21 protein-coding genes are annotated in these 26,982 nt (G+C 48.0%); 12 read left to right on the forward strand and 9 right to left on the reverse strand.

Annotated features, from left to right (window positions below; genetic code table 11):
• Positions 1-136: 136 nt before the first annotated feature.
• The 5 genes from O59_RS06070 (at position 137) to O59_RS06090 (ending at position 6,889) form a co-directional block, all read left to right on the forward strand.
• A complete protein-coding gene (locus O59_RS06070; RefSeq protein WP_007640594.1) occupies positions 137-1,783 on the forward strand; it encodes a pectate lyase in 1,647 nt (548 codons plus the stop codon).
• Positions 1,784-1,964: 181 nt separating this feature from the next.
• Positions 1,965-3,884 carry a biosynthetic arginine decarboxylase gene (gene speA / locus O59_RS06075; protein ID WP_007640596.1) on the forward strand — a complete coding sequence of 640 codons (1,920 nt, stop codon included), beginning with the start codon at positions 1,965-1,967 and terminating at the stop codon, positions 3,882-3,884.
• Positions 3,885-3,953: 69 nt separating this feature from the next.
• Positions 3,954-5,153 (forward strand): saccharopine dehydrogenase family protein, encoded by a 1,200-nt coding sequence (locus tag O59_RS06080; RefSeq protein ID WP_007640597.1) that lies wholly within the window; start codon positions 3,954-3,956, stop codon positions 5,151-5,153.
• 3 nt (positions 5,154-5,156) lie between these two features.
• Positions 5,157-6,344: a carboxynorspermidine decarboxylase gene (gene nspC, locus O59_RS06085; RefSeq protein WP_007640599.1), complete on the forward strand. Its 1,188-nt coding sequence runs from the start codon at positions 5,157-5,159 to the stop codon at positions 6,342-6,344.
• A gap of 26 nt (positions 6,345-6,370) precedes the next feature.
• Positions 6,371-6,889, forward strand: coding sequence for an RNA methyltransferase (locus tag O59_RS06090; RefSeq protein ID WP_007640601.1), 519 nt, complete (start codon positions 6,371-6,373; stop codon positions 6,887-6,889).
• On the opposite strand, the gene O59_RS06095 is transcribed toward O59_RS06090, so the two are convergent.
• From O59_RS06095 to O59_RS06120, 6 genes are all read right to left on the reverse strand, one after another.
• A complete protein-coding gene (locus O59_RS06095) occupies positions 6,879-7,283 on the reverse strand; it encodes a hypothetical protein (protein ID WP_157152497.1) in 405 nt (134 codons plus the stop codon). The genes O59_RS06090 and O59_RS06095 overlap by 11 nt on opposite strands.
• A 46-nt stretch (positions 7,284-7,329) precedes the next feature.
• Positions 7,330-8,091: a TSUP family transporter gene (locus O59_RS06100; protein WP_007640605.1), complete on the reverse strand. Its 762-nt coding sequence runs from the start codon at positions 8,089-8,091 to the stop codon at positions 7,330-7,332.
• A 41-nt stretch (positions 8,092-8,132) separates the two neighbouring features.
• Positions 8,133-8,384: a zf-HC2 domain-containing protein gene (locus tag O59_RS21820; protein WP_007640607.1), complete on the reverse strand. Its 252-nt coding sequence runs from the start codon at positions 8,382-8,384 to the stop codon at positions 8,133-8,135.
• A complete protein-coding gene (locus O59_RS06110; RefSeq protein ID WP_007640609.1) occupies positions 8,378-8,986 on the reverse strand; it encodes an RNA polymerase sigma factor in 609 nt (202 codons plus the stop codon). The genes O59_RS21820 and O59_RS06110 overlap by 7 nt, the downstream gene beginning before the upstream one ends.
• A gap of 77 nt (positions 8,987-9,063) precedes the next feature.
• The gene (locus O59_RS06115) at positions 9,064-9,726 is read right to left on the reverse strand and encodes a DoxX family protein (protein ID WP_050976981.1); all 663 of its coding nucleotides are present in this window, start codon (positions 9,724-9,726) and stop codon (positions 9,064-9,066) included.
• Between the two features lie 69 nt (positions 9,727-9,795).
• On the reverse strand, positions 9,796-10,344 hold the full coding sequence (locus O59_RS06120) for a hypothetical protein (protein ID WP_151057435.1): 549 nt from the start codon (positions 10,342-10,344) through the stop codon (positions 9,796-9,798).
• Positions 10,345-10,665: 321 nt separating this feature from the next.
• On the opposite strand from O59_RS06120, the gene O59_RS06125 reads away from it, so the two are divergent.
• The 3 genes from O59_RS06125 to O59_RS06135 all read left to right on the forward strand — a co-directional run bounded on the left by O59_RS06125 (position 10,666) and on the right by O59_RS06135 (position 16,793).
• Positions 10,666-10,863, forward strand: coding sequence for a DUF2788 domain-containing protein (locus tag O59_RS06125; RefSeq protein WP_007640614.1), 198 nt, complete (start codon positions 10,666-10,668; stop codon positions 10,861-10,863).
• 62 nt (positions 10,864-10,925) lie between these two features.
• Positions 10,926-13,115 (forward strand): response regulator, encoded by a 2,190-nt coding sequence (locus O59_RS06130; protein WP_007640615.1) that lies wholly within the window; start codon positions 10,926-10,928, stop codon positions 13,113-13,115.
• A gap of 150 nt (positions 13,116-13,265) precedes the next feature.
• Positions 13,266-16,793 (forward strand): ThuA domain-containing protein, encoded by a 3,528-nt coding sequence (locus O59_RS06135; RefSeq protein WP_007640616.1) that lies wholly within the window; start codon positions 13,266-13,268, stop codon positions 16,791-16,793.
• A 173-nt stretch (positions 16,794-16,966) separates the two neighbouring features.
• Here O59_RS06135 and O59_RS06140 read toward each other — a convergent pair whose 3' ends face one another.
• Positions 16,967-18,343 carry an aspartate ammonia-lyase gene (locus O59_RS06140; RefSeq protein ID WP_157152498.1) on the reverse strand — a complete coding sequence of 459 codons (1,377 nt, stop codon included), beginning with the start codon at positions 18,341-18,343 and terminating at the stop codon, positions 16,967-16,969.
• Between the two features lie 93 nt (positions 18,344-18,436).
• Between O59_RS06140 and uvrB the strand changes: the two genes are divergently transcribed.
• The 3 genes from uvrB (at position 18,437) to O59_RS06155 (ending at position 21,658) form a co-directional block, all read left to right on the forward strand.
• Positions 18,437-20,449 (forward strand): excinuclease ABC subunit UvrB, encoded by a 2,013-nt coding sequence (uvrB, locus tag O59_RS06145; RefSeq protein WP_007640618.1) that lies wholly within the window; start codon positions 18,437-18,439, stop codon positions 20,447-20,449.
• Positions 20,450-20,531: 82 nt separating this feature from the next.
• Positions 20,532-20,969 carry a hypothetical protein gene (locus tag O59_RS20935; protein ID WP_007640619.1) on the forward strand — a complete coding sequence of 146 codons (438 nt, stop codon included), beginning with the start codon at positions 20,532-20,534 and terminating at the stop codon, positions 20,967-20,969.
• A complete protein-coding gene (locus O59_RS06155) occupies positions 20,969-21,658 on the forward strand; it encodes an HTTM domain-containing protein (protein ID WP_007640620.1) in 690 nt (229 codons plus the stop codon). Before O59_RS20935 ends, O59_RS06155 begins: the two co-directional genes overlap by 1 nt.
• Positions 21,659-21,709: 51 nt before the next feature.
• Here the strand turns inward: O59_RS06155 and O59_RS06160 are convergent, their stop codons facing one another.
• A complete protein-coding gene (locus O59_RS06160) occupies positions 21,710-22,795 on the reverse strand; it encodes a Gfo/Idh/MocA family protein (protein WP_007640621.1) in 1,086 nt (361 codons plus the stop codon).
• A 249-nt stretch (positions 22,796-23,044) separates the two neighbouring features.
• Here O59_RS06160 and O59_RS06165 point away from each other — a divergent pair, with 249 nt between their 5' ends.
• A complete protein-coding gene (locus O59_RS06165) occupies positions 23,045-24,499 on the forward strand; it encodes an RsmB/NOP family class I SAM-dependent RNA methyltransferase (protein WP_007640622.1) in 1,455 nt (484 codons plus the stop codon).
• A gap of 135 nt (positions 24,500-24,634) precedes the next feature.
• Here the strand turns inward: O59_RS06165 and O59_RS06170 are convergent, their stop codons facing one another.
• Positions 24,635-26,956, reverse strand: a complete 2,322-nt coding sequence (locus O59_RS06170; RefSeq protein ID WP_007640623.1) for a bifunctional serine/threonine-protein kinase/formylglycine-generating enzyme family protein — start codon at positions 26,954-26,956, stop codon at positions 24,635-24,637.
• Positions 26,957-26,982 lie beyond the last annotated feature (26 nt).

The following is a 26,982-nucleotide window of genomic DNA, read 5'->3' on the forward strand; positions in this document are numbered from 1 at the left end:
ACTATTAGTGCGTCCTAATTGCCTTATTATGGCTAAAAAGAATGTGATGGCAGCAAGCTCTTACATCATAAAAATTCTCTGAAACTATCGGCACAAATAGTTCGGTCGCTGTATCAATAACAATTAGAGAGAAACTATGCGACTAATCAACCCCGTTCCCGGGCGAACCCTGGTGTTCGCTATTTCATTTTTATGCATTTTATGGAGTGCATCCCTCTCGGCAAAGCCCAGTGTGACCGAGGTAAAGACCACCATGAAATTGGCCAGTCAGTTTATGCTCGACAAGGTCAGTTATCGCGGCGCGTTTGTGTGGTCTTATCTGCCTGATTTTTCGCGCCAGTGGGGTGAGTTGGAAGCGCGTCGCTCGATGATCTGGATGCAGCCTCCCGGCACCGCGACTGTTGGCCATTTATTTCTTGATGCCTATAACGCGACAGGTGATGAATACTATTACTCTGCCGCAGAGCGGGTAGCCGGTGCGATTATTTTTGCCCAGCACCCCAGTGGGGGCTGGAATTACCTGGCTGATTTTGCGGGCGAGGCGGCACTTAAGGACTGGTACGCGACTATCGGTAAACATGCATGGCGTCTTGAAGAATTCCAGCATTATTACGGTAACGCGACTTTCGATGATGCCGGTACGGCAGAGGCCGCGAAATTTTTACTGCGCTTATACAGTGCCAAACTGGATCCCAAATACCGACCAGCGCTGGATAAAGTTATCGACTTTGTGCTTAAAAGCCAGTACCCCGTGGGTGGGTGGCCCCAGCGTTTTCCGCTGATGCACGACCATCCCGGTAAAAATCAGCCTGACTACACCAGCTTTATCACCTTCAATGATGATGTGGCCGCCGAAAATATCGATTTCCTGCTCATGTGTTATCAGGTGCTGGGGGAGTCTCGAGTGCGCGAGCCGGTCATCCGCGCGATGAATGTATTCCTTACTACCCAGATGGGTGCGCCGCAGCCTGGGTGGTCGCTGCAATACACGCCGGAATTACAGCCAGCAGGCGCGCGCTCCTATGAGCCAAAGTCACTGCATGCGCCTACTACCGCGGATAATATCCGTATGTTGATTCAGTTCTATCGCATGACTGGTGAGACCAAATTTCTGGCGCGTATTCCCGAAGCAATTGAGTGGCTGGAAAGTTTAAAGTTACCGGTAAAGCCTGAATATGAGGGGCGCAGCCATGCATCATTTATCGAGTTAGGCACCAATCGCGCCTTATTTACCCATCGGCGCGGATCTAACATCACCAATGGTGAGTATTACGTGGATTATCAAGCCAAACATATGCTGGCTCACTACAAATCAGCCGCGCGGGTGGATACAGACCGTTTGCGCCGTGAGTACGCGCAAGCGCTTGCCCTAAGCCCCGAGCAAGCGGTGGTAGGCTCGCCCTTACATGCGATGGGTGAAATACGTCTGCCAGCCTTTTTTACGCTTGGTAAAGTGAGCGTATCGGATTTGAATTTTCGTGCGCAAAAGCCTGACCAATCTGCCGATATTAGCGCCCAAGCTCGTGCGTTGATTGAGGGGTTGAACCCACAGGGATATTGGCCAACACCGCTTTACTACACCACAAATCCCTATCGCGGCCCGGTTCCTGGTGAAAAGAAAAATATTCCACCAACAGAGGCGTTTGCTGCGACTATGGTGGGGGATGAGTGGGATACATCGCCTTACCCGGTAGAGACGCCGGTAATGGGCATCTCAACTGCTGCTTATATCAAAAATATGGGTGTGCTCATTCAGTATTTGCAACAGCAAGCATCGCAATAGAAATTGCTCCATTTATCTCGCATCCGCCCAATTCGGGCGGAGTGCTTTATTTTTCACGAAAAATGTGGACAATTGCGCGCCATTTTGCAGTTTTATGGCGCTGGTCGCTTTGAACCTGCACTCGAGAAGAAATTATTTCCATCCGGCGGGCTTGCCCGTTCCTTAGCAGGGTTGAATCATATTGAATACTTCTGAGCAAGCAGCAGTTTGGTCTTCACGTACTTCCGCCGAACTTTATGGCATAGATGAGTGGAGTAACGGTTATTTTGGCATTTCCCCGGAAGGGGAAGTTATTGTCCGCGCACCCAATGTTGATGGTGAGACTAGTGTTTCACTGATGAGTATTGTGGATGGTCTGCAGCAGCGTGGACTGCAAATGCCCGTATTGTTGCGTGTGGAAAATATCCTCGATTCACGCATCAGTATCCTTAACGATTCCTTTGCACAAGCTATTGAGGTGAGCGGCTACCAAGGCTGCTATCGCGGCGCGTTTCCTATTAAGGTGAATCAGCAAAGTAATGTGATTGCGGAAATCGCCCGTTTTGGTGAGCGCTACAATCATGGCCTTGAAGCGGGCAGTAAAGCTGAGTTAATGATTGCCCTTGCAACCTTGACGAATCGCGACAGTTTAATTATCTGCAACGGTTACAAAGACTCCGAATTTATTTCACTTGGTTTGCAAGCGCGCAAGCTTGGATTCAAATGTTTTTTTGTGCTGGAAACCTTGAGCGAATTACAATCAGTCATTGAATGCAGTCGTAGTCTTGATGTAGAACCACTGATTGGTGTGCGGTTAAAACTGTCTACCAAAGTCGAAGGGCATTGGAGCGAAGACAGTGGTGATCGCAGTTTATTTGGTCTCAATACCAATGAGCTGGTGAGCGTGATTGACACGCTACGCGATGCAAATTTGCTGCATTGTTTCCAATTATTGCATTTTCATTTGGGTTCACAAATTCCCAATATTCGCAGTATTCGGGCGGGTGTGTTGGAAGCCTGCCGCTATTATATTGAACTGGTAGGCGAGGGCGCGCCGCTGGGGTATTTGGATTTGGGCGGCGGTTTGGCAATTGATTACGATGGTACTTGCAGCACCAATGGTCACAGCCGTAATTATTCGGTACAAGAATATTGTATCGATGTGGTGGAAGCGATTCAGGAAAGTCTGGATCAACACCAAATCCCGCATCCAACGATTGTTACAGAATCCGGGCGTGCCACGGTCGCGCATACATCCGTATTATTATTTAATATTCTTGATGTAACGCATTTTGAACCTACGGCCATGCCTGAGTCATTGCCTGCGGGTTGTCATGAAATGATTGCCAACCTCTGGCATACACTCTCGGTTATTCGGGTTGCAAATTTACAAGAATCCTATAACGACGTTATTTATTATCGCGACAAAATTCGCGATTTATTTCACTCGGGCGACATCAGTTTGCGCCACCGGGTATTGGGTGAAAATATTTATCTCGCCGCGCTGCAAAAAATCGCGGCCTTATTACCGCAAATGAAGCGCATTCCTGCGGAGCTGGAAAGTTTGCCGCAATTGTTGGCCGATATTTATTACGGCAATTTTAGTGTGTTTCAATCTTTGCCAGACTCTTGGGCGATTGGTCAGATTTTTCCGGTGATGCCGATTCACCGGTTAAATGAGGAGCCAACACGTCAAGCGATCATCGCTGACCTCACGTGTGATTGTGATGGAAAGTTACAAAAGTTTGCGACCTCGGCAGGTGAGTCCACCACTTTACCGCTGCATGCCATTAATGCCGGCGACGAATATTACTTGGGTGTTTTTCTGGTGGGTGCTTATCAAGAAACCTTGGGTGATCTCCACAATTTATTTGGCGACACTAACGTGGCCAGTGTGCGTATCAATGCCGATAAGAGCATTGATTTCGTGCATGAATTACACGGCGACAGTATTGCCGATGTGCTGAGTTACGTGGAGTACAAACCCAATTCACTTTATGAACAATTTCGCCAAACTGCTGAGCAAGCTGTGCGCGACGGTGTAATCAGTATTGCTGACCGGCAACAAATGTTATCGGCTTATTCTGAAAGTTTGCGCGGTTATACCTATTTCGAAAAATAATCCTTACGACTCCTCGTGCTTAGTATGCGCTCTAGGCATGTCATTTTTTATTCTAATGGGAGGCCTTAGATGGCAAAAGTATTAATTATTGGTGCAGGTGGTGTTAGCGGAGTAGTAGTGCATAAATGTGCACAGCTGCCAGAGGTGTTTTCCGAGATTGTGCTTGCGAGCCGTACCGAATCAAAATGCAAGGCGATTGCCGCACAATTAACTCGTCCGATTAAAACCGCACAGGTGGACGCCGATAATGTACCGGAATTGGTGGCGCTAATTAATGCTGAAAAACCAGATTTAGTAATCAATGTGGCATTACCTTATCAAGACCTGACTATTATGGATGCCTGTTTGGAAACGGGTGTGGATTATCTGGATACCGCCAATTACGAACCGTTGGATACTGCCAAGTTTGAATATTCATGGCAGTGGGCCTATCAAGACAAATTTAAACATGCCGGTTTAACGGCGTTATTGGGTTCCGGTTTTGATCCGGGTGTAACCAATGTTTACACCGCCTATTTGAAAAAACATTATTTCGATGAAATTCATTACTTGGATATTATTGATTGTAATGCGGGTGACCATGGCTTGCCGTTTGCAACCAATTTCAATCCGGAAATTAATATTCGCGAAGTGACCGCCAATGGTCGCTATTGGGAAAATGGTACCTGGGTTGAAACGCCTCCATTGTCAGTCAATCAGGTGTTTGATTTTCCCGCCGAGATTGGTCCCAAAAAAATCTACATGATGTACCACGAAGAACTTGAGTCTCTGGTAAAACATTTTCCTGAAATTAAACGCGCGCGTTTTTGGATGACCTTCTCGGATAATTATTTAAAACATCTGGAAGTGCTCGGCAATGTGGGCATGACGGGAATTGAGCCGGTCATGTTTGAAGGTCGCGAAATAGTGCCCCTGCAATTTTTAAAAGCTCTGCTTCCAGATCCCGCAAGCCTTGGCCCGCTGACCAAAGGAAAAACTTGCATCGGTTGTTTTGCGCAAGGTTTGAAAGATGGTAAGCCGGTCGCCATGTTTGTATACAACGTGTGCGATCATCAGGAGTGCTACCGCGAGGTGAAATCCCAAGCAATTTCTTACACCACCGGTGTGCCTGCGATGATTGGTGCCAAAATGATTTTGGAAGGGAAATGGAAAAAACCGGGTGTATGGAATATGGAACAATACGATCCGGATCCGTTTATGGAAGACTTGAATAAATACGGTCTGCCCTGGCAAGTCGTCGAAGTTGACCCTAAAGCAATTGAAGGTTGATCGATGCAGAAACGCGAATATTTCACCCACTTTAATCCAGCTTTGGTTCCATCGCCTTGTTTTGTCATTGATAAAGCGGCGGTGGAAGATAATTTAAAAATCCTTAACCGTGTGCAGCGAGAAAGTGGGGCGAAAGTACTGGCTGCATTAAAAGCGTTTTCTTGCTGGCGCTTGGCGCCTTTGTTTCGCAAATATCTTTCCGGTAGCTGTGCGAGTGGTTTGCACGAGGCGCGTTTGGGGCGCGAAGAGTTTGGTGGTGAAGTCCATTGTTATTCGGCGGCTTACAAAGAGGCAGATTTAATCGAGATTTTACAAGTCGCTGATCATGTGCTGTTTAATTCATTTTCACAGTGGTCTCGATTTAAATCGCTTGCCTTGGCGGCGCAACAAGCTCGCCCCGAGTTGCAGTTTGGGATTCGTATTAACCCCGAGCATTCCGAAGGGGAGGTCGAGCTTTACGATCCGTGTGCGCCCTGTTCTAGGATGGGGGTTCCCATTGTGCAATTTGAGCAGGCCGTTGCAGATGATCCGTCATTATTGGATGGAATTAGTGGGCTGCATTTTCACACCCTTTGCCAACAGGATTTACCACCGCTGGTGCGCACCTTAACGGCGGTAGAGGAAAAGTTTGGAAAATATTTTTCGCGCATTCAATGGATTAATTTTGGTGGTGGTCATCATATCAGCCGCGAGAATTATCAAGTTGATGACTTAATCGCCGTGATTAAATCGTTTATGGCGAGTCATAAATTGCAGGTTTATTTGGAGCCTGGTGAGGCGGTCGCGATTCGCAGCGGGGTATTGGTCGCGGAAGTGTTGGATATTACCTGGAACACTATGGCGCAGGCAATTCTCGATACCTCCGCTACGTGCCATATGCCTGATGTATTGGAAATGCCTTACCGTGCCGATGTTATTGGGGCGGGTATGCCCAATGAGTTTGCACATAATTATCGCTTGGGTGGTATGACCTGTTTAGCGGGTGATGTGATTGGGGATTATTCATTTGCGCAGCCGCTGCAAGTCGGTCAGCGTTTAATGTTTGATGATATGGCACATTACACCATGGTAAAGACCACTACATTTAACGGTATTAATTTGCCGGCAATTGCCCTGTGGGATTCGCGCACCAATGAGCTAAATATGGTGCGTGAGTTTGACTATGTCGATTTTAAACACCGTCTCTCGTAATACATTTTTAAATAGAGTTCATCACCATGCAAACACCAACAGCCTTTATCGGCTTGGTTAACCCCAAAAGTCCGGCGAATGTCGGCATGATTATGCGCGCGGCTGGTTGTTATGAGGCAAGCGGTGTTTTTTACACCGGTGAACGTTTTGATCGCGCGCGTAAATTTTCTGCCGATACAAAAAATGCCGCCAGTAAAATTTGTTTGCAGCATGTAGATCAGCTTGAAGATGCTGCGCAAACAGGCGCGTTGGCTGAGGGGGCTGTTTTGGTTGCTATTGAATTGATTGAAGGGGCAACACCCTTAATGGATTTTATTCACCCGGAAAATGCCTATTATATTTTTGGCCCGGAAGATGGTTCACTTAAAAAAGATATTATCGAGCAGTGCCAGCATGTTGTTTATATTCCCACCATTGGCTGTATGAATTTAGCAGCAACCGTCAATGTGCTTCTTTATGATCGCATGGCAAAGTCGGGCAGGGCGGTGGTTGATCAGCGCCCCATCGCCGCTAATCGCGATGTCAATAATAAAATCAGGATTTAACGCTTATTACTTCTTCCTGAATCAAATATTTTTCATCAATTTTATTTGGCTCTTGATGTGGAGGCTGTGCTTCTTGTTGAATTGTGTTGGGGCATTTTCCCTGACTTTCCGCCCAATAAAGTGTATTCCCCACCAGTGCAATAGAGCCTGAGACAATCGCGCTGGTAGTAGTGATCAGCGCCGACGATACTGCTGCGCCCATCAATTCCATTTTGCAGCTATGGGTAATACAGTCCACATCGTTGAATATTTGTACTTGCTCTGTGGTGAGTTCAATTTTTTGGGTGGAAACCATGCATTTTGTATCAAAGCTCGCCACTTTTTTAGGTGTGACCACACACGCACTTACAGACGTTGCGAGTAGTGCTATCACAAGGCGGGTGGATAAGTTCATATCGCTCTTCATGTAAATAAATTTCCTTATGCCAAAGCCAAATGCGTTATGCAGCGAGTTGTTTGTACCAATATTGCCCTAACATGAGCAAACAAATACTAACAATGAGGATTCGTAAAACTTTTGGGTTCACTTTAAATAAGTAGTGTGACCCCATCCAGGCACCGAGTATTTGCCCGACAATCATCGTCAAACCTGCGAGCCACATAATTTGCCCGGCAAAAATAAATACAATTAACGAGGCGATGTTAGTGGCAAAGTTGAGTGGTTTTGCAATGGCGGTAGCGTTAATTAATTCCAGTCCGCGCAAACTCACACCTGCAACAGCTAAAAAAGAACCAGTGCCGGGGCCAAACATACCGTCGTAAACACCTATCGTAGGCACTACCGTTTTTTGATACAGGCTGGCAGTCATTCTTGGTTCAGACGATTCGAGTTTTAAGTAGGGCGCTGCAATAAAATAAATCGCGATAATAACCAGTACTAGCGGGATCATAAACCCCAATACTTTGGTATCGATAAATTGCACTATTACTGTTCCCAGCACCGAACCCATAAAGGCGGCGATCATCATAGGTCGCAATTCTTGCCAGTGTATTTTTTTGCGTTTGAATAAGAGAAAACTCGACGTTCCTGAGCCAAAACAACTCTGCAATTTATTCGTACCTAGCGCGGCCAATGGTGGTACGCCAGATACAACCAGCGCGGGAATCGTAATGAGCCCGCCACCACCTGCCAAGGTGTCCATAAAACCGGCGATTGCGGCGGCGATAAATAAAAACATCAATGTTTCTACTGCAAAATCCAAATGCTACTCCTTGGGTAAGTTGAATTAGAATGGTAGCAATTTTAGTCCGCTGATGATCCCGCTTTAATCTGCGCCTTTACTTTTTGCAGAATTTTCTCCGCATCGGCTATGGCTTCAGTATTGGGTGCCTCAGCTACTAAGCCTGCGCTGACCTTACGTGTTATGTCCAGGTGTTTTACAAAGCGACGGCAATTAGCACACATAAGCAAGTGCAAGCGTATTTGCCATTTTAATGGAGTATTGTTTTCGAGATAGTCGCTGGCCAAACTGGCGACTTGTTTACAACTCAACATGTACCGGTCTCCTGATAGCGATCAATAACTTGCATGAGAGTGAGGCGGGCGCGATGTACCAGTACCCGCGCGTTGGCAGCGCTTACATTGAGCAGGCTGCAAATATCTTCAAACGATTGCTGTTCTACATCGCGCAGAATAAACGCGGTTTTTTGTGCATGCGGCAGCAGCGTTAAGGTTTTGGCAATACAGCGCTGCAGTTGTTTTTCTTCCAGTAGTGCCTCGGGTGATTCATTATTCCAACGCGGTGTCGGTTGCGCCCAATGACCATTAGTTTGAAAGTGGCTGCCATCCAAATAACTGCCGGGTGTGTCGCCATCCAGTTGTTCCAGTGAAACCTGACGCGATTCTTTGCGCATACGCGCTTTGGCTTGATTGCTCACAATTGTCATGAGCCAGGTTTTTAAAGAGGAGCGACGCTCAAAGCTGGCGATATTTTTATACACGGAAACCCAGGCCTCCTGAACTACTTCATCCGCAAACGCATCGCCGATAATAGCGCGGGCAATATTGAGCATCAGCGAATGGTGTTGGGCGATAAGCTGGCGAAACGCACCGTCTTCACCTGCAATCAGTTGCTTGATGAGCAGGCCTTCATCCATGAGTTTGCGTTCCTGATTCTTGCTTGTGGCATTGCACCATGGTGGATTTTCCGTAGATAAAAGTCGGTTCAAGCTTATCATTCGCTTTTATCTGGGCGCAGTATTTGTTGCCATTTTTTTAAAAAATAACCCTTTTTTAAAGACCAGTGGTACAGCCAATAATCCAAGCTGTGGTATTTGCCACCACCCATCGCCACTAATGCCAACAACATAAGTAGATAAGTAGTGGCAAATTCAATGCCGTTATTCAGAATGACAAACTTACCACTGGCAGTGAGCCATTCGTAATTGCCATGGGTTTGCAGAATTTGTTGCGCACGTTCCAGTTTTTCTGTTGCAGCAACTACTTGCTCGTTGGCAAAGGGGGCTTGTGCATCGGCAATTGCTTGCCAGCCGTTGCCCCAGTGAACGGCAAAAATAGCAACCAACATAGTGGCTATGAGTGGAATGCTGATTAAGCGAGTAAATAAACCAAGCGTTAACAACGCGGCACCTGCCAGTTCTGTTGCGGTAGCGAGTGCCGCCATCAGCCAGGGTAAAGGAAGCCCAAGGCCCCAGTCGCTATTGCCAAACCAGGTGACGGTATCTTCAAATGCGCTGAGTTTATTCATGCCTGCCATCCAAAATACCGGGGCGAGATACAGGCGCAAACCGAGTGAAGCAAGACTACTGCTGCCCTGAATCACAGGGGTTAGTGCGTAGTCAAAACAAGAATGTATTTTACTGAGAGATAAAAACATACAAGCACCTATAACTAATCCTGCGTTATAGATGCTTTAGAGGGATATTTGTTACAGGCCTGGATTCATTTAATTGGTTGCTGGTTGTTGCGCATCGGGTATTTGTTGGTTGATGGCATCATTAATAGTGCTGTCTATTTTATTTTTTTGTTCTTGTTTTACATTATCAATAGTCGAATCTAGTTTTTTATCCAGCGCTTCCCCCATAGCCTCAGCAGGAGCGTTCAGGGTTTTTTGAATCTCCTGTGCTTTACTGTAGGCATTTTGCAATTCTTGCGGAAACACCGGCGTAATCGCTTCTTTAGCACCAGCGATCTGCTCAGAAAAAATTTCTGACTTGCCATCTTTTATCAGCATTACTGCCATCTGGTTAGTTTGCGAATTCCACACCAGGCCGGCCTTATCCGTGACAGCTTGTACTTGGGAGGGCGCATAGCGCGAAGCAACATAAAACAATGCGCCTTCCTGTTGGATCTCCTGCGCGGTGCGTAGCAATTTCATGGTGGGTTCGTATTTATCACCAAGAATGGCAGTCATGCGGTCCTTGATAATAGGCGCTTCAAAAAAGTTGACTTCATTCGGGTCAAAACCCACTAAGGGTTTTAGAAATGACCACATAAGCTTGCTTTGCAATTGATTACCTATAAGCAATGAAGACACACAGGCTGATAAGCACAAACTAATAAGCAGGGCGGCAATAATTTTGGAGATGCGCATTAAAGTACCTAAATGAAGTTCAAGGAAATAGATAGGGTGCCTGACGGGGGCGATATAAAAGGGTGGCTATTGTGCGCCCGCGTCTATTTTCGGGCAAGTCGTGCCGGTTATCAGCGGTGATAAAGCGGCATTAGCGGCGATTAACGCTAAACTTGGCAGAGGCTTTTCGCTACAATGGCGCCCCTGCGAAATTCCGCTTACTAGACCCGGATTTAACCGATTATGACGCTTGAGCAACTTGAAACCTGGGGCATGTACCTCTGTGGTGGTGGGCTAATCCTGTTTATGTTTTTTATTGTGTGGGATCTGGCCAAAAAATCCAAAGCCGGTAAGTTTGGTACCTTTGTACTCTTTGGGGTGTTGGGTTTTGCCATCATGGTTTTTGTGATTAAAGAAGTGTTTGTTCATATTCTTGGCTAGAGGGTGATTTTCGCTTACCGCCGGAATATCCCCCAGTTCACGCACACCCAGTTGGATACACTATGTTTCATTTTTTTGTTCCCGCCACCAAGGTTCAGAAAGACCGCGCCATCATGCGCGAGACCGATGCGCGGGTGGCCAAATACAGCCGCCGTGGGCTTATCCTTAATTTCATTGTGTTTGTGTTGTGCCTGGCGTTTGGCAACTTTCAAGAAAAAGAACACAACCTGGCGATAGTGCTGGTGACCGGTTTGCTACTGGTGACGCTGGTGCGCAGTTACTACTTGTTCCGCTTTGATAGCCTCTATGCTCGCGCACCCGCACGCTGGCGTAACCAATATTTTTTCGCCTCCTGTCTGGGTGCTGCCTGGTGGAGTTTTATTCTGGTCACCCTGACCTGGGTGCAGGGCATGCGCGGTGAAACATTGGTGATGTGGCTTTATTCAGTGGTGTTCTATTCCAGTGTTGCCAATGTGTTTGCGCCTTACACCCGCTTTTTGAGTATCTACCTCGCCATCGGCCAAGTGCCAGCCGCGATTACCGCGATTATGTTGGGAACGGCGGAAGGTGTGCTTTACGGCTGTATCATGCTGACGTTTTACATCATGTTGGCACATCAGGGGAAGGTTACATCCCTAGCTTACTGGGAGCGGCTTGAAGCGCACTTTTCATTACGTGAACGCGCCCAGGGCTTGGAAAACGAGAAGCGTAGCTCACAGGCGCAGATTGAATTAAAAAATGAATTTTTGGTAAATCTCGGGCAGGAAATTCGCTCCTCTATTAGCGATGTGATGAGTACCTTGTCTTTAATTGATGACAGCCAGTTATCCGAACATCATCGTGAGTTGTTGATGATGGCCAATAAGGCAACAGGGCGACAAATCGATCTAGTAAATAATGTCGTCGACTTTTCAAAAATCACCACTAAAACTCTGGTGCTCGATGAAGTTGAGTTTGATTTGCGCCGGGTGCTGGAAAAATTTGTGCAGGATTTCGCGCTGGATGCACACCAACAAGGCGTAGAACTCTATTACAGCTTTGACCCAGCCATGCCACTGCGAGTGCGCGGCGATGCCGCACGCTTGAATCAAATTCTGGCGACGCTACTTAATCACACACTCAAAGCCAGTCGCATTGAACATGTATTTATCGAAGCGCGTTTTCATCAGGATCAGGATGATCTGGGCGAATTACAAGTAGTGATTAGCGATAGCGAAAAGAATGTGAATGCAGATCAGGACGCTGAATCACGGGAAAGTAATTATCGCGGTATTGGTCTGTCCATTTGTAAGGGGCTGGCGGAGTGTATGGGCGGCAGTATTCACCTGCGCGAAAATAAAAATCGCGGCAATCGCATTTTTATTAATGTTGCGTTGCAAGTGGTATCCCATGAGGACCGTCGTTTTGGTTCCGAGCAAAAACTGCGTGGCAAACGCGCGCTACTGGTGGATTTGCCAGACCATAATGGCAATGTATTAGCCGATGAAATTAACGCGTGGGGCATGACGACAGCGATAGTCGCAGGTCAGGAGCAAGCAATTACCAAGTTGCGCGAGCAGGCTAATGCAGGAGCACCGTTTGATTTGGTGCTGATTTTTACCAAGCTCAATAATATGAATGGTTTGGCGCTCTCCCGTGAAATTACCCATCAACCGGATGTTGCGGGGGTTAAACAAATTATTGCAATGAGTATTTTGCAGAGCGATAGCCCGGAAATGAAACTCCATTTGCGTTCTAACCCGCAAGTGAGTGTGATTGAAAAACCCATTATGCGCCGTCGTTTACACGATGTTGCCGTGCAAAAACTATTGAACCCGGGCGGTGAAGATGAGCGGAAAACTTCTGCGCAAGAATCTGTTGGTTTAGCGGTAGTGCCTAGGGTATTGCTGGTGGAAGATCACCGCGTTGATCAAATGGTAATTAGTGCGATGCTAAAAAAATTAGGCTGCTATGTGCAAGTTGCCCAGAATGGCCTTGAGGCCGTTGAAATTGTTACCAAAGAGCGGTTCGATTTGATCCTTATGGATTACGACATGAAGGAACAGGACAGCATAACTGCCACCGAAAAGATTCGTCAGTATGAGCACAATACCCACAGCATGCATCATTTACCCATTGTGGCCGTAACCTCCACCCAGACTGAAACGGATCAAGAGGTGTATTTGTCGGCGGGTATGGATGATCACATCACCAAACCGATTCGTTACGACGAGTTGGAGGAGCGGTTACAGCGCTGGCTGGAGAAATCTTGAGTGATTCGCTAAGAAGCGTTTACAAGCGTAAACCCCTACGCAATACCTAAAAGTCACTGTTACAATAAGTGGCTTTTTTTTTGCTCCTCAACAACGACACACCCACAAAACAGCCCCGATAAAAACGTATTTCTATAAATAGGCAGGTCTATGATTCGTTTATTTTCATCTATAAAGCATTTTCCATTAGTTGTGGCGCTCGGTTTGGCGTCCGCACTTTTCCTACAAGCCTGTAGCGATCAATCTTCAGCGCCCAATTCTGCGCCCGACAAAAATACTGTGCAGCCACCTGCCGAGGTAACCAGCCTCACGGGCGCTCATGTGTTGGTGTTTAGCAAAACCAATGGCTGGCGCCACGATTCCATTCCCGCCGGCATTGAGGCATTAAAAAAACTGGCCAGTGAAAATAATTTCACTGTGCTTGCAACGGAAGATTCAGCATTGTTTAACGATGCGGAGCTGGCGAAGTTCAACGCGGTGGTATTTTTAAATACCACCAGCGATGTATTGAACGAGCAACAAGAGTTAGCCATGGAGCGCTACATTCAGGCGGGTGGCGGTTTCGTGGGAATCCATGCGGCGACCGATACTGAATCGGGTGGCGATTGGTTTTGGTATCGCAACCTGGTCGGCGCCGTGTTTAAAAATCACCCCAGCGTGCCGAGCAATGTGCAATTGGCGCGTGTTGATATCACCAATAAAAATCATGAATCCACCAAGGGATTACCTGATCACTTTGAGATAAATGACGAGTGGTACAACTTCCGCGACATGTACGAGTTTATTAATGTGCTCGCCAAGGTGGATGAATCTACTTATCAAGGCGGTGAGCATGGCCACGATCATCCCATTTCCTGGTATCACGAATATGACGGTGGTCGCTCGTTTTATACTGGCTTGGGGCATACCGCGGAAACTTTTTCTAATGCGCACTTTATACAGCATTTGTTAGGTGGCATTCGTTATTCGGTAGGGTTGAATTATCGTGAAGGCTCAGCACCGCAATTGGATTACAGCAAGTCGCGCCCGGAAAATAATCGCTTTGTTAAAAAGACCTTAATCGAAAATTTAAACGAGCCGGTCAAGTTTGATTTCTTCCCCAATGGCGATGCGCTGATCGCCTTGCGCCCCGGTATGTTTACCCGTGTTGATTATAAAACGGGTGCCGCACATGACGCGGGAACTATTGCGGTTGAGTACAACAAGATCCAGGAGTGGGGTTTAATCGGTGTAGCCATTGACCCGGATTTTTCGCGCACTAATTGGGTTTATGTCGCTTTTAATGTGAAAGACGAGCAAAACAATTTTTACCAAAAATTATCGCGTTTTGAGTGGCGCAATAATCAGGTAGATACCAGCACCGAAAAGGAAATTTTGCGCTACGGCATAGACAACAACTGCTGTCATACCGGTGGCGATTTGCAGTTTGGCAATAACGGCGAATTGTTTTTTTCTACCGGCGACAATACCAATCCCCATGATCAGGATGGTTATGCGCCGCTGGATTTTCGCCCGGACATGAAAAAGAACGATGGCTTACGCGCTCCCGGTAATACTCAGGATTTGCGCGGTAAAGTTTTGCGCATTAAGCCTAACGCAGACGGCACCTATGACATTCCCGCCGGTAATTTATTTTCAGACGCCAGCCAAGGTCGTCCGGAAATTTATGTGATGGGTGCGCGCAACCCCTACAGCATTACCTTCGATAAAAAAACCAACACCTTGTTTTACGGCGATGTAGGCCCTGATGCAAACGTTGATTCGGACGAAAAAGGTCCCCGTGGTTACGATGAAGTTAATCGTGTGACTGCGGCAGGAAATTTTGGCTGGCCGCTGGTGATTGGTCAAAATCGTCCTTACAAAATGTTTGATTACATCAATCAAAAAGGTGGTGAAACTGCTGATGTCAATGCGCCGATGAATGTGTCTGCACTCAATACCGGTGCAAAACAATTGCCACCGGCACAGCCTGCGTTTATTGCGTACCCCTATGCCGCTTCAGAAATATTTCCCGAGTTGGGTGTGGGCGGGCGCACCGCCTTGGTTGCTGATGTTTACCGTGCAAATGATTATCCGGAATCGATAAATCGTTATCCGGCTTACTACGACAACAAATTGTTTATTGCGGATTTTATGCGCGCCTGGGTAAAGGCAGTGACTTTTGATGAGCAGGGGCGTATTCAAAAAATTGAGCCTTTTGCTCCGCAAATTAGTTATGCCTTGCCGATTGATACCCGTTTTTCTCCAGACGGTACACTCTACGTATTGGAGTACGGCATGTCCTGGTTTACTGGCAATCCGGATGCACGCTTGGCGCGTATTGAATATGTCGGCGCGGGTAATCGCCCACCCTTAGCTGTGATTACTTTGAATAAAAACCAGGCTGGTTTACCCGCACACATTCAAGCATCCGCTGCTGAATCAACTGATTTGGATGGCGATGCAATTCGCTACCAGTGGACACTGACCTGTGCCAACGATGGTTGTGCGAGTAAGGATTTAGGTAATGCCCGTGACCTGGAGCTGCCGTTTTCCGAGGCGGGAACTTTTACGCTGAGTTTGCAGATCACTGATGTTCATGGTGCGACTGCAACCGCCAGCCAGCAATTGGAAATTGGTAATGAACCGGCCACTATCGAATTGGTTTCCGCGCAAAATAAATCCTTCTTCTGGGGCGACACCAGTAGTTTTGCTTATCAATTAGAGATTAATGACTTGGAAGATGGTGCTATAAAAACCATCACTAACAATAATCCTAATGTGCAACTCCGTTATAGCGCTGCACAACAAGCGGGTGCACAAGGGCATCAACTGGCTAGCATTAGCGATCAAGCAAAAAATTTACTCGATGCGAATAATTGTTTAAGTTGCCACAAACTGGATGAAAAAGTTGTAGGCCCGGCATTGCGTGAAGTTGCCAAAAAATATCAGGACGATCCCAATGCTATGGCCTATTTGGTGAAAAAAATTGGCAATGGCGGTAGCGGTGTATGGGGTGAGATGAACATGCCTGCGTTCTCTGGCTTGGGCGAAGCAGACCTGAAAGTCTTGGCGACTTATATATTGTCACTCAATAAAGAAGAGGCGGCTGTAGCATCCTTACCCTTGGCAGGAAAGTTGTCGCTCAATGCGCACCAGGCAACTCAGCAGCGCTTATTGGATAACACACCTTTTGTGGCCCAAGGTGAAGCCTATTCATTGGCGGTGAGTTATAGCGATAAACCGGTTAACGGAATGTCTGCTATTGCGGTGAATAAAATCTTTTCACTTATCCCGCATCGGGTTGACCTTGACAGTGTGTTTGATGGTGCGCGCGCGAGTAAAGATGTTAAACGCCATACCTTCCGTGAAATTAAAACAATTCAAATGCCTGCGACCACTGACTGGTCTGGTTTTGCATTGGGCAGTTTTGATTTAACGCAGATTAAGTCGCTACAAGTAGGCGCTTTTTTCTTTAAAGAAGCGGCTGCCTGGCAATTTGAATTGCGTCGTAATAACGCAGAGGGCGAGGTGATTGCTGCTGGTGTGCTGTCATCTGGCGCAGAACTCAAAACCTATCAGCGCAGCACTATTGCAGTAACGCCGACTTCGGGGTTTAGTGAATTGTATTTGCAACTCAAAGTGGAAAATAAAACCTCTGGCGAATTGTCGTTGCAGGATATTAGTTTTGAAAAATAATTCTTAACAAGAATTTATCACTACTCATTTTTTAAAGAGATCGCCCACGGAAGGGCTCCGTAATAGCCTCTGAGACACGCCGTAAACCCATCCATGGGGGCTTGTCGTCGACATCCTGTCTCCCACAGTCTCAGAGGCTATTACGAATCCCTTCCTTTGATTTAACCTTTCGATTACAACCCGCCACGCGTTAATTTTTCGGGGTTTAGCAATTGCTCTAATTGCTCCCGACTTAATCCACTCTGCTCCTGCGCAACATCAATAATCGCACGCCCTTCGGCATAAGCCTGTTTGGCGATAGCCGCTGCTTTCTCATAACCGATTAATGGATTTAAGGCCGTTACCAGAATCGGATTTTGTGCCAGCGCTTTTTCGATGCTAGTGTGATTAACCGTGAAAGTCGCAATCGTTTTATCGGCCAACTCATTGCAAGCGTTACTCAGCAATTCAATCGACTGCAATAGGTTGTAAGCAATCAGCGGCAACATCACATTCAATTGAAAGTTTCCCGATTGTCCGGCAATGCCAATACTCACGTCGTTGCCCATCACTTGTGCGCACACCATACACACGGCTTCAGGAATAACCGGGTTTACTTTGCCGGGCATAATCGATGAGCCAGGTTGCAGCGGTTTTAGATTAATTTCGCCAATGCCCGCGAGTGGGCCGGAGTTCATCCAACGTAAATCGTTGGCGATTTTCATCAGGCTCACGGCGAGGGTTTTTAACTGACCGGAAATTGCTACAGCGGTGTCTTGCGCGCTCATTAAGGCAAAAAAATTATCGCCGGGCATAAAAATTAAACCAGTCGCTTCGGATAAATACTCAGTCACTTTACTGGCAAATTCCGGGTGTGCATTAATGCCAGTACCTACTGCGGTGCCACCTTGTGCCAAGCGCAGCAACTGCGGCAGCGCCATTTGTAAACGCACATAATTGCTTTCAATTTGACTGGCCCAGCCTTCCAATTCCTGGCCAAAGGTCAGGGGCATGGCATCCATTAAATGGGTGCGGCCGGTTTTCACTACCTCGTGTAACGCTTCCGCTTTACCGAGCAGACTGGTGTGCAGTTCTTCCAGCGCAGGGAAAAGTTGCTGTTTAAGGGCGAGGGCGGCGCTGACGTGAATGGCGCTGGGAATCACATCATTACTGCTTTGGCTCATGTTTACCTGGTCATTGGCGTGCACCTTCTGCCCGGCCAAATCGCTGGCGATATGGGCAATCACTTCATTTACATTCATGTTGGTGCTGGTGCCAGAGCCGGTTTGGAATACATCTACCGGGAACTGGTCTACGTAATGCCCCGCAAGGATACTGTCGCACGCTGCCGCAATTGCCCAGGCAAGGTCGCTATCGAGCAACCCGAGCTCCTGATTGGCCAGTGCCGCCGCTTTTTTGATGTGCACCACGGCGTGAATAAAGCGCGGGGGCAGTGTGAGGCTACTAATAGCAAAATTATCCAGTGCGCGTTGGGTTTGGGCGCCATAGAGCGCGGTTTTAGGGACTTGAACCTCACCCATGCTGTCGTGCTCGGTGCGGAACTCGCTCATAGAAACCTCCTTCATTGGATTCATGACATAAATGAATCCTGATCCCGATCAGTTTTAGTTACAATCACTTTTTTAATTCATTATTGAGTTCTTATGTCCAAGCAATTTGTCGTTAATAGTGAATTCGCCCCCGCCGGGGATCAGCCCACCGCCATCGCCGGCTTGGTGCAGGGGATAGAGGCTGGGCTATCGCACCAGACCCTGCTGGGGGTTACCGGTTCCGGCAAAACCTTCACCATCGCCAATGTGATTGCGCAAGTGCAGCGCCCCACGCTGATTATGGCGCACAACAAAACCCTGGCCGCGCAGTTGTATGGGGAGTTCAAAGAATTCTTCCCAAACAATGCGGTGGAATATTTTGTTTCCTATTACGACTATTACCAACCCGAAGCCTATGTGCCGTCCTCCGATACCTTTATTGAAAAGGATTCAGCGGTAAACGAGCATATTGAGCAGATGCGCTTGTCAGCCACCAAGGCGCTGCTGGAGCGGAAGGACGCGATTATTATCGCCTCAGTATCAGCCATTTATGGTTTGGGCGACCCGGACGCTTACATGAAAATGTTGTTGCACGTGGTACGCGGTGACAAAATTGATCAGCGCCAAATTTTGCGCCGCCTTGCTGAATTGCAATACACCCGTAACGATATGGATTTTGCGCGTGCGACTTATCGTGTGCGCGGCGAAGTGATTGATATCTATCCTGCTGATTCTGATATTGAAGCCGTGCGCATTGAGTTATTTGATGATGAAGTCGAGCAAATTTCTATTTTTGATCCGCTCACCGGTGAGGTGCTGCAAAAAGTTCCGCGTTTTACTATTTATCCAAAATCCCACTACGTGACTCCGCGCGAGCAAATTCTGGAAGCGATTGAAAATATCAAAGAAGAATTGCGTACCCGTCTGGAATATCTGCGTGAAAATAATAAATTGGTAGAAGCGCAGCGCTTGGAGCAGCGCACCCGCTACGATTTGGAAATGATGCAAGAGTTAGGTTACTGCAACGGCATCGAAAACTATTCGCGCTACTTATCCGGCCGTAACTCCGGCGAAGCTCCACCCACTTTGTTTGATTATTTGCCGCAAGACGCATTGCTTGTTATCGATGAAAGCCATGTGACCATTCCGCAAATTGGCGCTATGTACAAGGGCGACCGCTCGCGTAAAGAAACACTGGTGGAATACGGTTTCCGTTTGCCCTCGGCACTGGATAACCGCCCCATGCGTTTTGATGAGTGGGAGCATATAGCCCCGCAAATGATTATGGTGTCGGCAACTCCCGGAAAATACGAAGAAGAGAAGCAAGGGCAGGTCGTTGAACAGGTGGTTCGCCCCACCGGTTTGATCGACCCGGAAATTGAAATTCGCCCGGCCACTGCCCAAGTGGATGATGTGCTCTCTGAAATTCGCCTGCGCGTGGAAAAAGGGGATCGTGTATTAATTACGGTACTCACCAAGCGCATGGCGGAAGATTTAACTGAATACCTCGCTGAACACGGCGTACGCATTCGCTATTTACACTCGGATATTGATACGGTGGAGCGCGTAGAAATTATTCGCGATTTACGTTTGGGGCAATTCGATGTGCTGGTGGGTATTAACCTGTTACGTGAAGGTTTGGACATGCCAGAGGTGTCACTGGTAGCGATTTTAGATGCAGATAAAGAAGGCTTTTTGCGGTCGGATCGCTCCCTCATCCAAACCATTGGCCGCGCTGCGCGTAACGTCAATGGTAAGGCGATTCTCTACGCCGACCGCATTACTGGCTCCATGCAACGCGCGATTGAAGAAACCGATCGCCGTCGCGAAAAACAAGTTGCGCACAACCTTAAACACGGTATCACTCCTAAAGGTATCAACAAAAGTATCGCCGATATTTTGGAAAGCTCAGTCGCCCCCGGTGCTGGCGGCCGCAGCGCGCGCAATAAAGCCATGGCAATTGCCGAGCGTAGCGGTAAATACACCGTTGATGTTAATCCAAAGGATATTTGGAAAACCATCGAGCTAATGGAAAAACAAATGTTCCAAGCCGCGAAAGATCTGGAGTTTGAAGTGGCCGCAAAACTGCGCGATGAGATTGAGAAGTTAAAACATAAAGCGGTTTGATTTTTTGTAATTATGCAGTATAGGGCGCAATTTATTGCGCCCTTTTCATTTGATTGTGTGACCTATAACAATCGAGATTCGGATGATAAAACTTTTATTCCCCATTCTTTTTCCCTCCTGGCGCTTCTTCAGCAGCATTGGCCCGTCGCCGCGTATTGATGTGGCATTTATCGCGGAAAAAAATGCTGAGCCACAAGCATGGTTGCCGTTTAGATCTTTACCTGAGCAAGTGGGGTTTGCTGCGGGCGTGCGGCGCTTATTGCACAACCCGATATGGAATGAACGCTTGTATATCAACACTTGTGCAGAGCATTTGTTTGAAGGCCCTTCTGATTTTTATGCGCAGGAAATTGGTGTACGTTTGGTTAATGCGGTATTTAATCGGGAAATGAATGTTGATGACGCCTCCCAATATCTGGTGTTTCGTATTCGCGCTATAGAATTTGACGCGGGGCAGGTGCGTGATGAGGTTGTATTTATCTCCCAACCTTTTTTGTTGCAAGCGGCAGGTGGTAAGTAATGACACTGGAATTAGCCGTTCGTTTGGCGGAGATTATCTTGGGCTTCGCAATTTTTCAGCAGAGTCTGGAATTTATGCGCGGTTTAGCAGCGGAAAAAACACTTGGGTTAATTCGCGCGTGTTTGGCAATCTTATTGATGTTGGGTTTGCAGCCGTTACTGGTTGAATCGGCATTGCTGGTGACTGCGTTACTATTTGTCACGCGCTACCAAGGGCCTTACAACGGTGGCAGCGATACCATGACTTTGTTGGTACTGCTGTGTTTATGGTTGTCACACCTGGCACCGACCCGTTATTGGCAAGAAATCGCACTGGGTTATTTAGCGTTGCAATTAATGCTTTCTTATTTTCAATCTGGTTGGGTCAAAGTTATTAATGCCCAGTGGCGTAGTGGGACTGCCTTGCAACAGGTATTTGCGCTGAGTGCTTATCCGGTGAGTGAACGAGTGCGATTGTGGGCGCAGAGGCCGCAAGTGTTATGGGTTATGTCCTGGGGGATAATTATTTTTGAGCTGATTTTTCCGCTGGCTTTGCTGAATCAAACGATATTAATTATTGCGCTGGTGATTGCCGCCTTATTTCATTTGGCTAATGCGTGTTTGTTTGGTTTGAATCGTTTTTTTTGGATCTGGTCTGCCGCTTATCCGGTCATTATTTGGTTTCAGGCGCGCGTAGCAGAGGTGTTTTGATTTCAACTGAAAACACACTCCCGCATTAATCACGGGAGTGTGCATTTCGCGTTATAGCACAATGCGTTTGGCTTCTTTTGCTGCTTTAAAAATCGCTTCTACGATAATTATATCTTTCATGCCTTCTTCGCCGGGAACCAATACGGGTGAGTTGTTGATAATGGCGAGCGCGTCGTTATCCATTTGGCGCGCTTGTTGATTCTCAGGTGCAGGCGGCAGGATGATGCCATCGCTGGTGCTGCCTTTTACGCCGCTGTAGGATTGAAACGGTTTTAATTCGTACCAACCCTTTGCGCATTCCGCTCGTAATTGATTCATGCTTTGTGCGTAGCTGGTGGCGCACACAGCGCGTGCACCGCTGGCAAATTCCAATTCAAAGCGCGTTGTTTCATCCACATTTTTATACACTTCGGTGGTGCTGCTCATAGTCGCGGAGGTAACGGCGATGGGTTCTTCACCGGCGGTGTAGCGTGCAGCATTGAGAGGGTATACACCCATGTCATACATGGCACCGCCACCCATTGCCGGGTCGGCGCGCCACGAATGGCTGGCACCTGTGCCGTTGTAACCCGCTTCCGCAATAATGGTTTTAATATCGCCGTAAGGTTTTTGTTTGGCGAGTTGAATAATGCGCTGCGTATTTGGCTCGTGTTGCATGCGATAGCCAATGGTCAACTGCACTTTATTTTTTTTGCAGACAGCAATCATGTCCTGGCATTCTTGTTCATTCATCGCCATGGGCTTTTCACACCACACGTGTTTGCCTGCATTTGCAGCGATTTCAGTAAATTTTTTGTGGGTGCCGGTAGGGGTTACAACGTAGACCACATCGATATCCGGGTTGTTGGCCAGTTGATGCATATTGTCGTAGTTGTAGACGTTGTAATCGGCAATACGATAATTTTTTTGCCACTGTGGAATTTTTCCCGGTGAGCCGGTCACTATGCCAGCGAGATAACAGTGTTTAGTCATTTGCAGGGCTGGTGCGAGTAAATCGCGGCTGTAGTAGCCCAGCCCTACCAGTGCAACACCTATGCGCTTGCGAGCAAGATTGTTGCCAAAAACGTTGGGGGCGCCGGCGATAAGGCCCATCGCACCCAGGCTTTTTAAGAGTTGGCGACGTGAAACCTGATTCATTCTAATTACCTCAATTTTTTACGCACCGGCTCTGGCAGATGAGCCGCTATTCATCATGTAGTTGTAATCGCCATTGCCGCAGGGTGCAAACCGATAAACAAAAAATTACCTGCATTTACTTTGCTGACGGTTTTCAGCGCAGCAACGCAAGGGCAGTGCAGTCAAAAAGCAGGCTAAATAGGACGTTGGCTGGTAGAATGGCGCTCTTTTTTCGATCTTTCCGATCCTGATCTTATCGCTGGCGCCCTTATGCAAAACCCTACTGAACACAACACCGTTTCCCCCCACAACTCCACCGTCACTGTGCAATACGAAGATTCTCGCCTGGTGCCGCTGTGGCGTGCATGGCTTGAAGTGGCGGGCACAATGCCGCTGGATAAGTGGATAAAAACGAGTGTGCGCCAGTTTGCCCACTCAGGCCCCACCTCAATGCCTGAGTACGATGAGATTAAAAAGCACAACAAATTTAAACCGACAAAAACCCAGGCTGACCATGCAAATGCAGAAGCAATTGATACGGCATCTTTAAGTTTGGCGATGTTTTCGGCGCTGCGTTTTCAACAATTGGCCTCGGGGTTGGAGTTTGCTTATCGTGCAAGTCTGCAAAACCCGGAACATGTGATGGATTGGAGCGAATGGGATGCTGGCTGGCAAGCCCGTGATTTACAGGGCATTGCCCCCGTCGCGTTCTGGTACTGGATTCAGTTGCGTGTAAATGGTGATCAACCGAAAAAAAATCAGGCGCAATTGCGCGATGCCGAAGCGCGCCGCAGTTTTTTCAAGAAGGTAATGGCCGAGGCAACATTTGCCAATTTGCCAGTATTGTTGCTCTGGCAGGGGCTGCGCCCGCAGTGGAGTGAGTTGCTCAAGGCGCGCCAACAGGCAAGTGGTTGGAGCGATAAAACGCTGGAGGATTTTATTGCCCAGCAGATAAGTACTCCACCGCTGTGGTTGCGTGTGCAAAAAAATGCTTCCGCCGAAGCGGTTTATAACAGCCTGCAACAACAAGGTGTGAAGGTGTCGCTAAGTGAGCAGGGCCTAGCCGCACAGGGTGGTGTGGGCATTCATACGACCGACGCCTACAAAAGCGGCTTGGTGGAAATTCAGGATTTAGCCAGTCAACAAATTGCTGCTACAGTTGCCGCCAAGCCGGGGCAAAAAGTATGGGATGCTTGTGCGGGCGCCGGAGGAAAAACCCTCGCGATTGCCGCGCAAATGAATAACAAAGGCGCAGTATTTGCGACCGATTTACATGCCTACAAATTGGATGAATTAAAACGTCGCGCCAAACGGGCGGATGTATTTAATGTGCGTGTTTTCACCTGGGAGGGCAGTGAGCCTTTGCGTTTGCCAAAAGAGGCGGCGCAGCAACAGGGTTTTGATTGGGTATTGATTGACGCACCCTGCAGCTCCGCCGGAACCTGGCGCCGCAACCCGGATGCCCGCTGGCGTTTTGATCCCGCCGATACCCGCGAGCTGGTGCATTTGCAGCAGCAATTGCTGACCAATGCGGCACCGGCGGTACGTGTGGGTGGGCGCTTGGTATATGCTACTTGCAGTTGGCAAGTGAGTGAAAATGAACAACAAGTAGAATGGTTTTTAGCGCAGCACCCGCAGTTTGCGCTGGAGTCGCAAAAAATACTGGGCGCACCAGCAATAGATTCCGACACTATGTTTGTGGCGGTATTGATTCGGCAGTCGTAGCCCGGTCTCATCGTTAGCACCACTATCGCTTGTGGCAGTTAAGCTTGAGTAAAAAAGCCCTTGGTGATTTATCACCAAGGGCTTTTTTGTGGAGAGATTTTTACGACGTTATTTTTTAACAGGGTTGGTGATTATTTATAAATCCATCACCACACGAAAGCCAAGGTGGGCATCAAAAATTTCTGCGTGATGATAATCGCGTTTGTGGTTGGCTAATTCATCGGCATTGTCTTTTGCCGAGCCGCCGCGTACTACCCGCGCATCGCAACTTTTTACCAGCAAGGCCTGACCGTTTTTCGGGTGCAGGTTGTAGTTATCCGCAAAACAATCTTCCACCCACTCAGCGACATTACCGGCGGTGTCGTAAATACCAAAACCGTTGGCGGGGTAGGTGCCGACCGGCGCCGTTTTGGCACCAAATAAACCGGAAAATTTACTGTTACAGCCGCGGCGACAGTTGGCACGACCAGCGGCGTCTTTCGCGTCGTCGCCCCACCAAAATAAGGTGTTGGTTTCGGCGCGGGCAACGTATTCCCATTCAGCTTCGGTGGGCAGGCGATATTTTTTACCCGTGGTTTCACTGAGCCAGCGTGCATAAGCGCGTGCGTCTTCAAAACTGACATTAATCACCGGGCGATTGCCGCGCCCCCAGCGATTGTCATTCGGCAGTGCGCGATTGGTGGTCTGCGCAAATATATCGTAATCATCAAAAGTGATTTCGTATTTGCTCATCGCAATATTTTTGCCGATGGTAACTTTATGTACTGGCATCGCCAGAATATCGTCTTTATGACCCATCAAAAAACTGCCCGTGGGGATGCGCACCATTTCCGGCCCCTGGCTTTTAATCGCGGCAACCAACTGGCTGCTCATGGCTTCGCCCGGTTTTAAACTTTCGCTGAGTGTATAGGCGGGCGATAAATCCTGATCGCTAATTTCAACCCAGTTGCGTTGCATGTCATAGCCGGGGTGGCTGACTTCAATGTGATAGGTGCCGGGCGGTAATGGCATGCCGGGTTCGTAACGCTCGGGAATATTCAGCACCCTGACTCGCGCTTGTGCGGGTACGGTTTTCACATGCAGTGCATAGGTGATGATCGGTGCACTGCTTGCCGCTTCACTGGTTGTCGCTGCATTCATATCGATAGCGGCCACCTGGCTGCCATCCGCAGTGTTTTCACTTACAACTACAGGTGCCGCGTTTGGCGTATTTACCACCGCGCTGTTAGCCGTGTTGTTAATAGGCAATACAGGATTTGTTGCTGCATCTTTTTGCAGCGTAAGCGTTTGTTCAGGGGCTTGTTCCTGCACGGTTTTATCGCCATCAGTAAACCAAAAGCCAAGACCGATAAGTGCAATTATCACCAGCACGATACCGGTGACTTTTTTGTAGGTTTGTTGCTTGCCATCGACAGCGGCATGAACACGGGTAACCACTTCCGTGCGCTGTGAATGTATTGGCGCGTGACCTTCGTTGAAAAAAATCTCGGTAATTTTAGTGGATGGGCGCACATAAAAACCGCGCTCCGGGTTCCAGCGCAAGGCACGCACTTTATTCCAGCGCCAGCGCAACGCATTAAGGGTTGCACTAAGCAACGCGCCAGCCAGCGCGATGACGGTAAGATCAGTAGGATGCACATTACTGGTAAGTGGTGCGTGATGATTTTTTTCCAGCTCTTCAATAGCTTGAATTAAATCGCGCCCGCGTTGAAAGCGCTGCTCCGGGTCTTTGGCGAGCAGCTTGTCCAGAATTTTTTGGTAAGCCAAATATTGCAGAGGTAATTTTGGAATTGGCGCGCTGATATGTTTGAGCGCGATGGTGACTGCCTCTTCGCCCTGATAGGGCAGGCTACCAGTGAGCATTTCGTAAAACACCACGCCGAGGCTGTATAAATCCGAGCGACCATCGACGCTGTTACCTTTGGTTTGTTCCGGGCTCATGTAGTGAGGTGTACCCACCACTGTACCAACATGAGTCATGCGTGAATTTACTGCAAGACCCCGTGCCACACCAAAGTCCGACAATACGGCGGAGTTGTCGGTACGGAATAAAATATTTTCCGGTTTTATATCGCGGTGGACATAACCTTTTTCGTGCGCGTGATCCAGCGCGCTGGCTACTTCGCGGATAATGCGCAGCACTTCCTCGCCATTAAGGCCGGTTGTCATGCGATCGTGTACCGAGCCGTTGGGCAGGTAATCCATGGCGATGTAATTTAAATCTTCATGGCGACCTATATCGTAGATTGCCACGATATTTGGGTGCGACAGCTGACCAACAATAGTGGCTTCGCGCTGAAAGCGCTCGCTGAAGGCTGGGTCGCTATTGAGTTGCGGATTCATCACTTTTAACGCAACAACACGCCCCACGCTGATTTGAATCGCGAGGTAAACGGTGGACATGCCACCCTGATTTATTTTTCTTACCACCCGGTAACCGGGAATTTGCAGCGCCATAACAACAGGTATCTATAGACAAAGGT

The sequence above is a fragment of the Cellvibrio sp. BR genome (assembly GCF_000263355.1).
Classification (GTDB): domain Bacteria; phylum Pseudomonadota; class Gammaproteobacteria; order Pseudomonadales; family Cellvibrionaceae; genus Cellvibrio.

Excerpts from the sequence above, each read along its gene's own strand:
- O59_RS06070 (WP_007640594.1), top strand. The coding sequence starts at position 137 with ATGCGACTAATCAACCCCGTTCCCGGGCGAACCCTGGTGTTCGCTATT.
- O59_RS06080 (WP_007640597.1), top strand. The coding sequence starts at position 3,954 with ATGGCAAAAGTATTAATTATTGGTGCAGGTGGTGTTAGCGGAGTAGTA.
- nspC (WP_007640599.1), top strand. The coding sequence starts at position 5,157 with ATGCAGAAACGCGAATATTTCACCCACTTTAATCCAGCTTTGGTTCCA.
- O59_RS06090 (WP_007640601.1), top strand. The coding sequence starts at position 6,371 with ATGCAAACACCAACAGCCTTTATCGGCTTGGTTAACCCCAAAAGTCCG.
- O59_RS06095 (WP_157152497.1), bottom strand. The coding sequence starts at position 7,283 with ATGAACTTATCCACCCGCCTTGTGATAGCACTACTCGCAACGTCTGTA.
- O59_RS21820 (WP_007640607.1), bottom strand. The coding sequence starts at position 8,384 with ATGTTGAGTTGTAAACAAGTCGCCAGTTTGGCCAGCGACTATCTCGAA.
- O59_RS06110 (WP_007640609.1), bottom strand. The coding sequence starts at position 8,986 with ATGGATGAAGGCCTGCTCATCAAGCAACTGATTGCAGGTGAAGACGGT.
- O59_RS06115 (WP_050976981.1), bottom strand. The coding sequence starts at position 9,726 with ATGTTTTTATCTCTCAGTAAAATACATTCTTGTTTTGACTACGCACTA.
- O59_RS06120 (WP_151057435.1), bottom strand. The coding sequence starts at position 10,344 with ATGTGGTCATTTCTAAAACCCTTAGTGGGTTTTGACCCGAATGAAGTC.
- O59_RS06125 (WP_007640614.1), top strand. The coding sequence starts at position 10,666 with ATGACGCTTGAGCAACTTGAAACCTGGGGCATGTACCTCTGTGGTGGT.
- O59_RS06130 (WP_007640615.1), top strand. The coding sequence starts at position 10,926 with ATGTTTCATTTTTTTGTTCCCGCCACCAAGGTTCAGAAAGACCGCGCC.
- O59_RS06135 (WP_007640616.1), top strand. The coding sequence starts at position 13,266 with ATGATTCGTTTATTTTCATCTATAAAGCATTTTCCATTAGTTGTGGCG.
- O59_RS06140 (WP_157152498.1), bottom strand. The coding sequence starts at position 18,343 with ATGAGCGAGTTCCGCACCGAGCACGACAGCATGGGTGAGGTTCAAGTC.
- uvrB (WP_007640618.1), top strand. The coding sequence starts at position 18,437 with ATGTCCAAGCAATTTGTCGTTAATAGTGAATTCGCCCCCGCCGGGGAT.
- O59_RS20935 (WP_007640619.1), top strand. The coding sequence starts at position 20,532 with ATGATAAAACTTTTATTCCCCATTCTTTTTCCCTCCTGGCGCTTCTTC.
- O59_RS06155 (WP_007640620.1), top strand. The coding sequence starts at position 20,969 with ATGACACTGGAATTAGCCGTTCGTTTGGCGGAGATTATCTTGGGCTTC.
- O59_RS06160 (WP_007640621.1), bottom strand. The coding sequence starts at position 22,795 with ATGAATCAGGTTTCACGTCGCCAACTCTTAAAAAGCCTGGGTGCGATG.
- O59_RS06165 (WP_007640622.1), top strand. The coding sequence starts at position 23,045 with ATGCAAAACCCTACTGAACACAACACCGTTTCCCCCCACAACTCCACC.
- O59_RS06170 (WP_007640623.1), bottom strand. The coding sequence starts at position 26,956 with ATGGCGCTGCAAATTCCCGGTTACCGGGTGGTAAGAAAAATAAATCAG.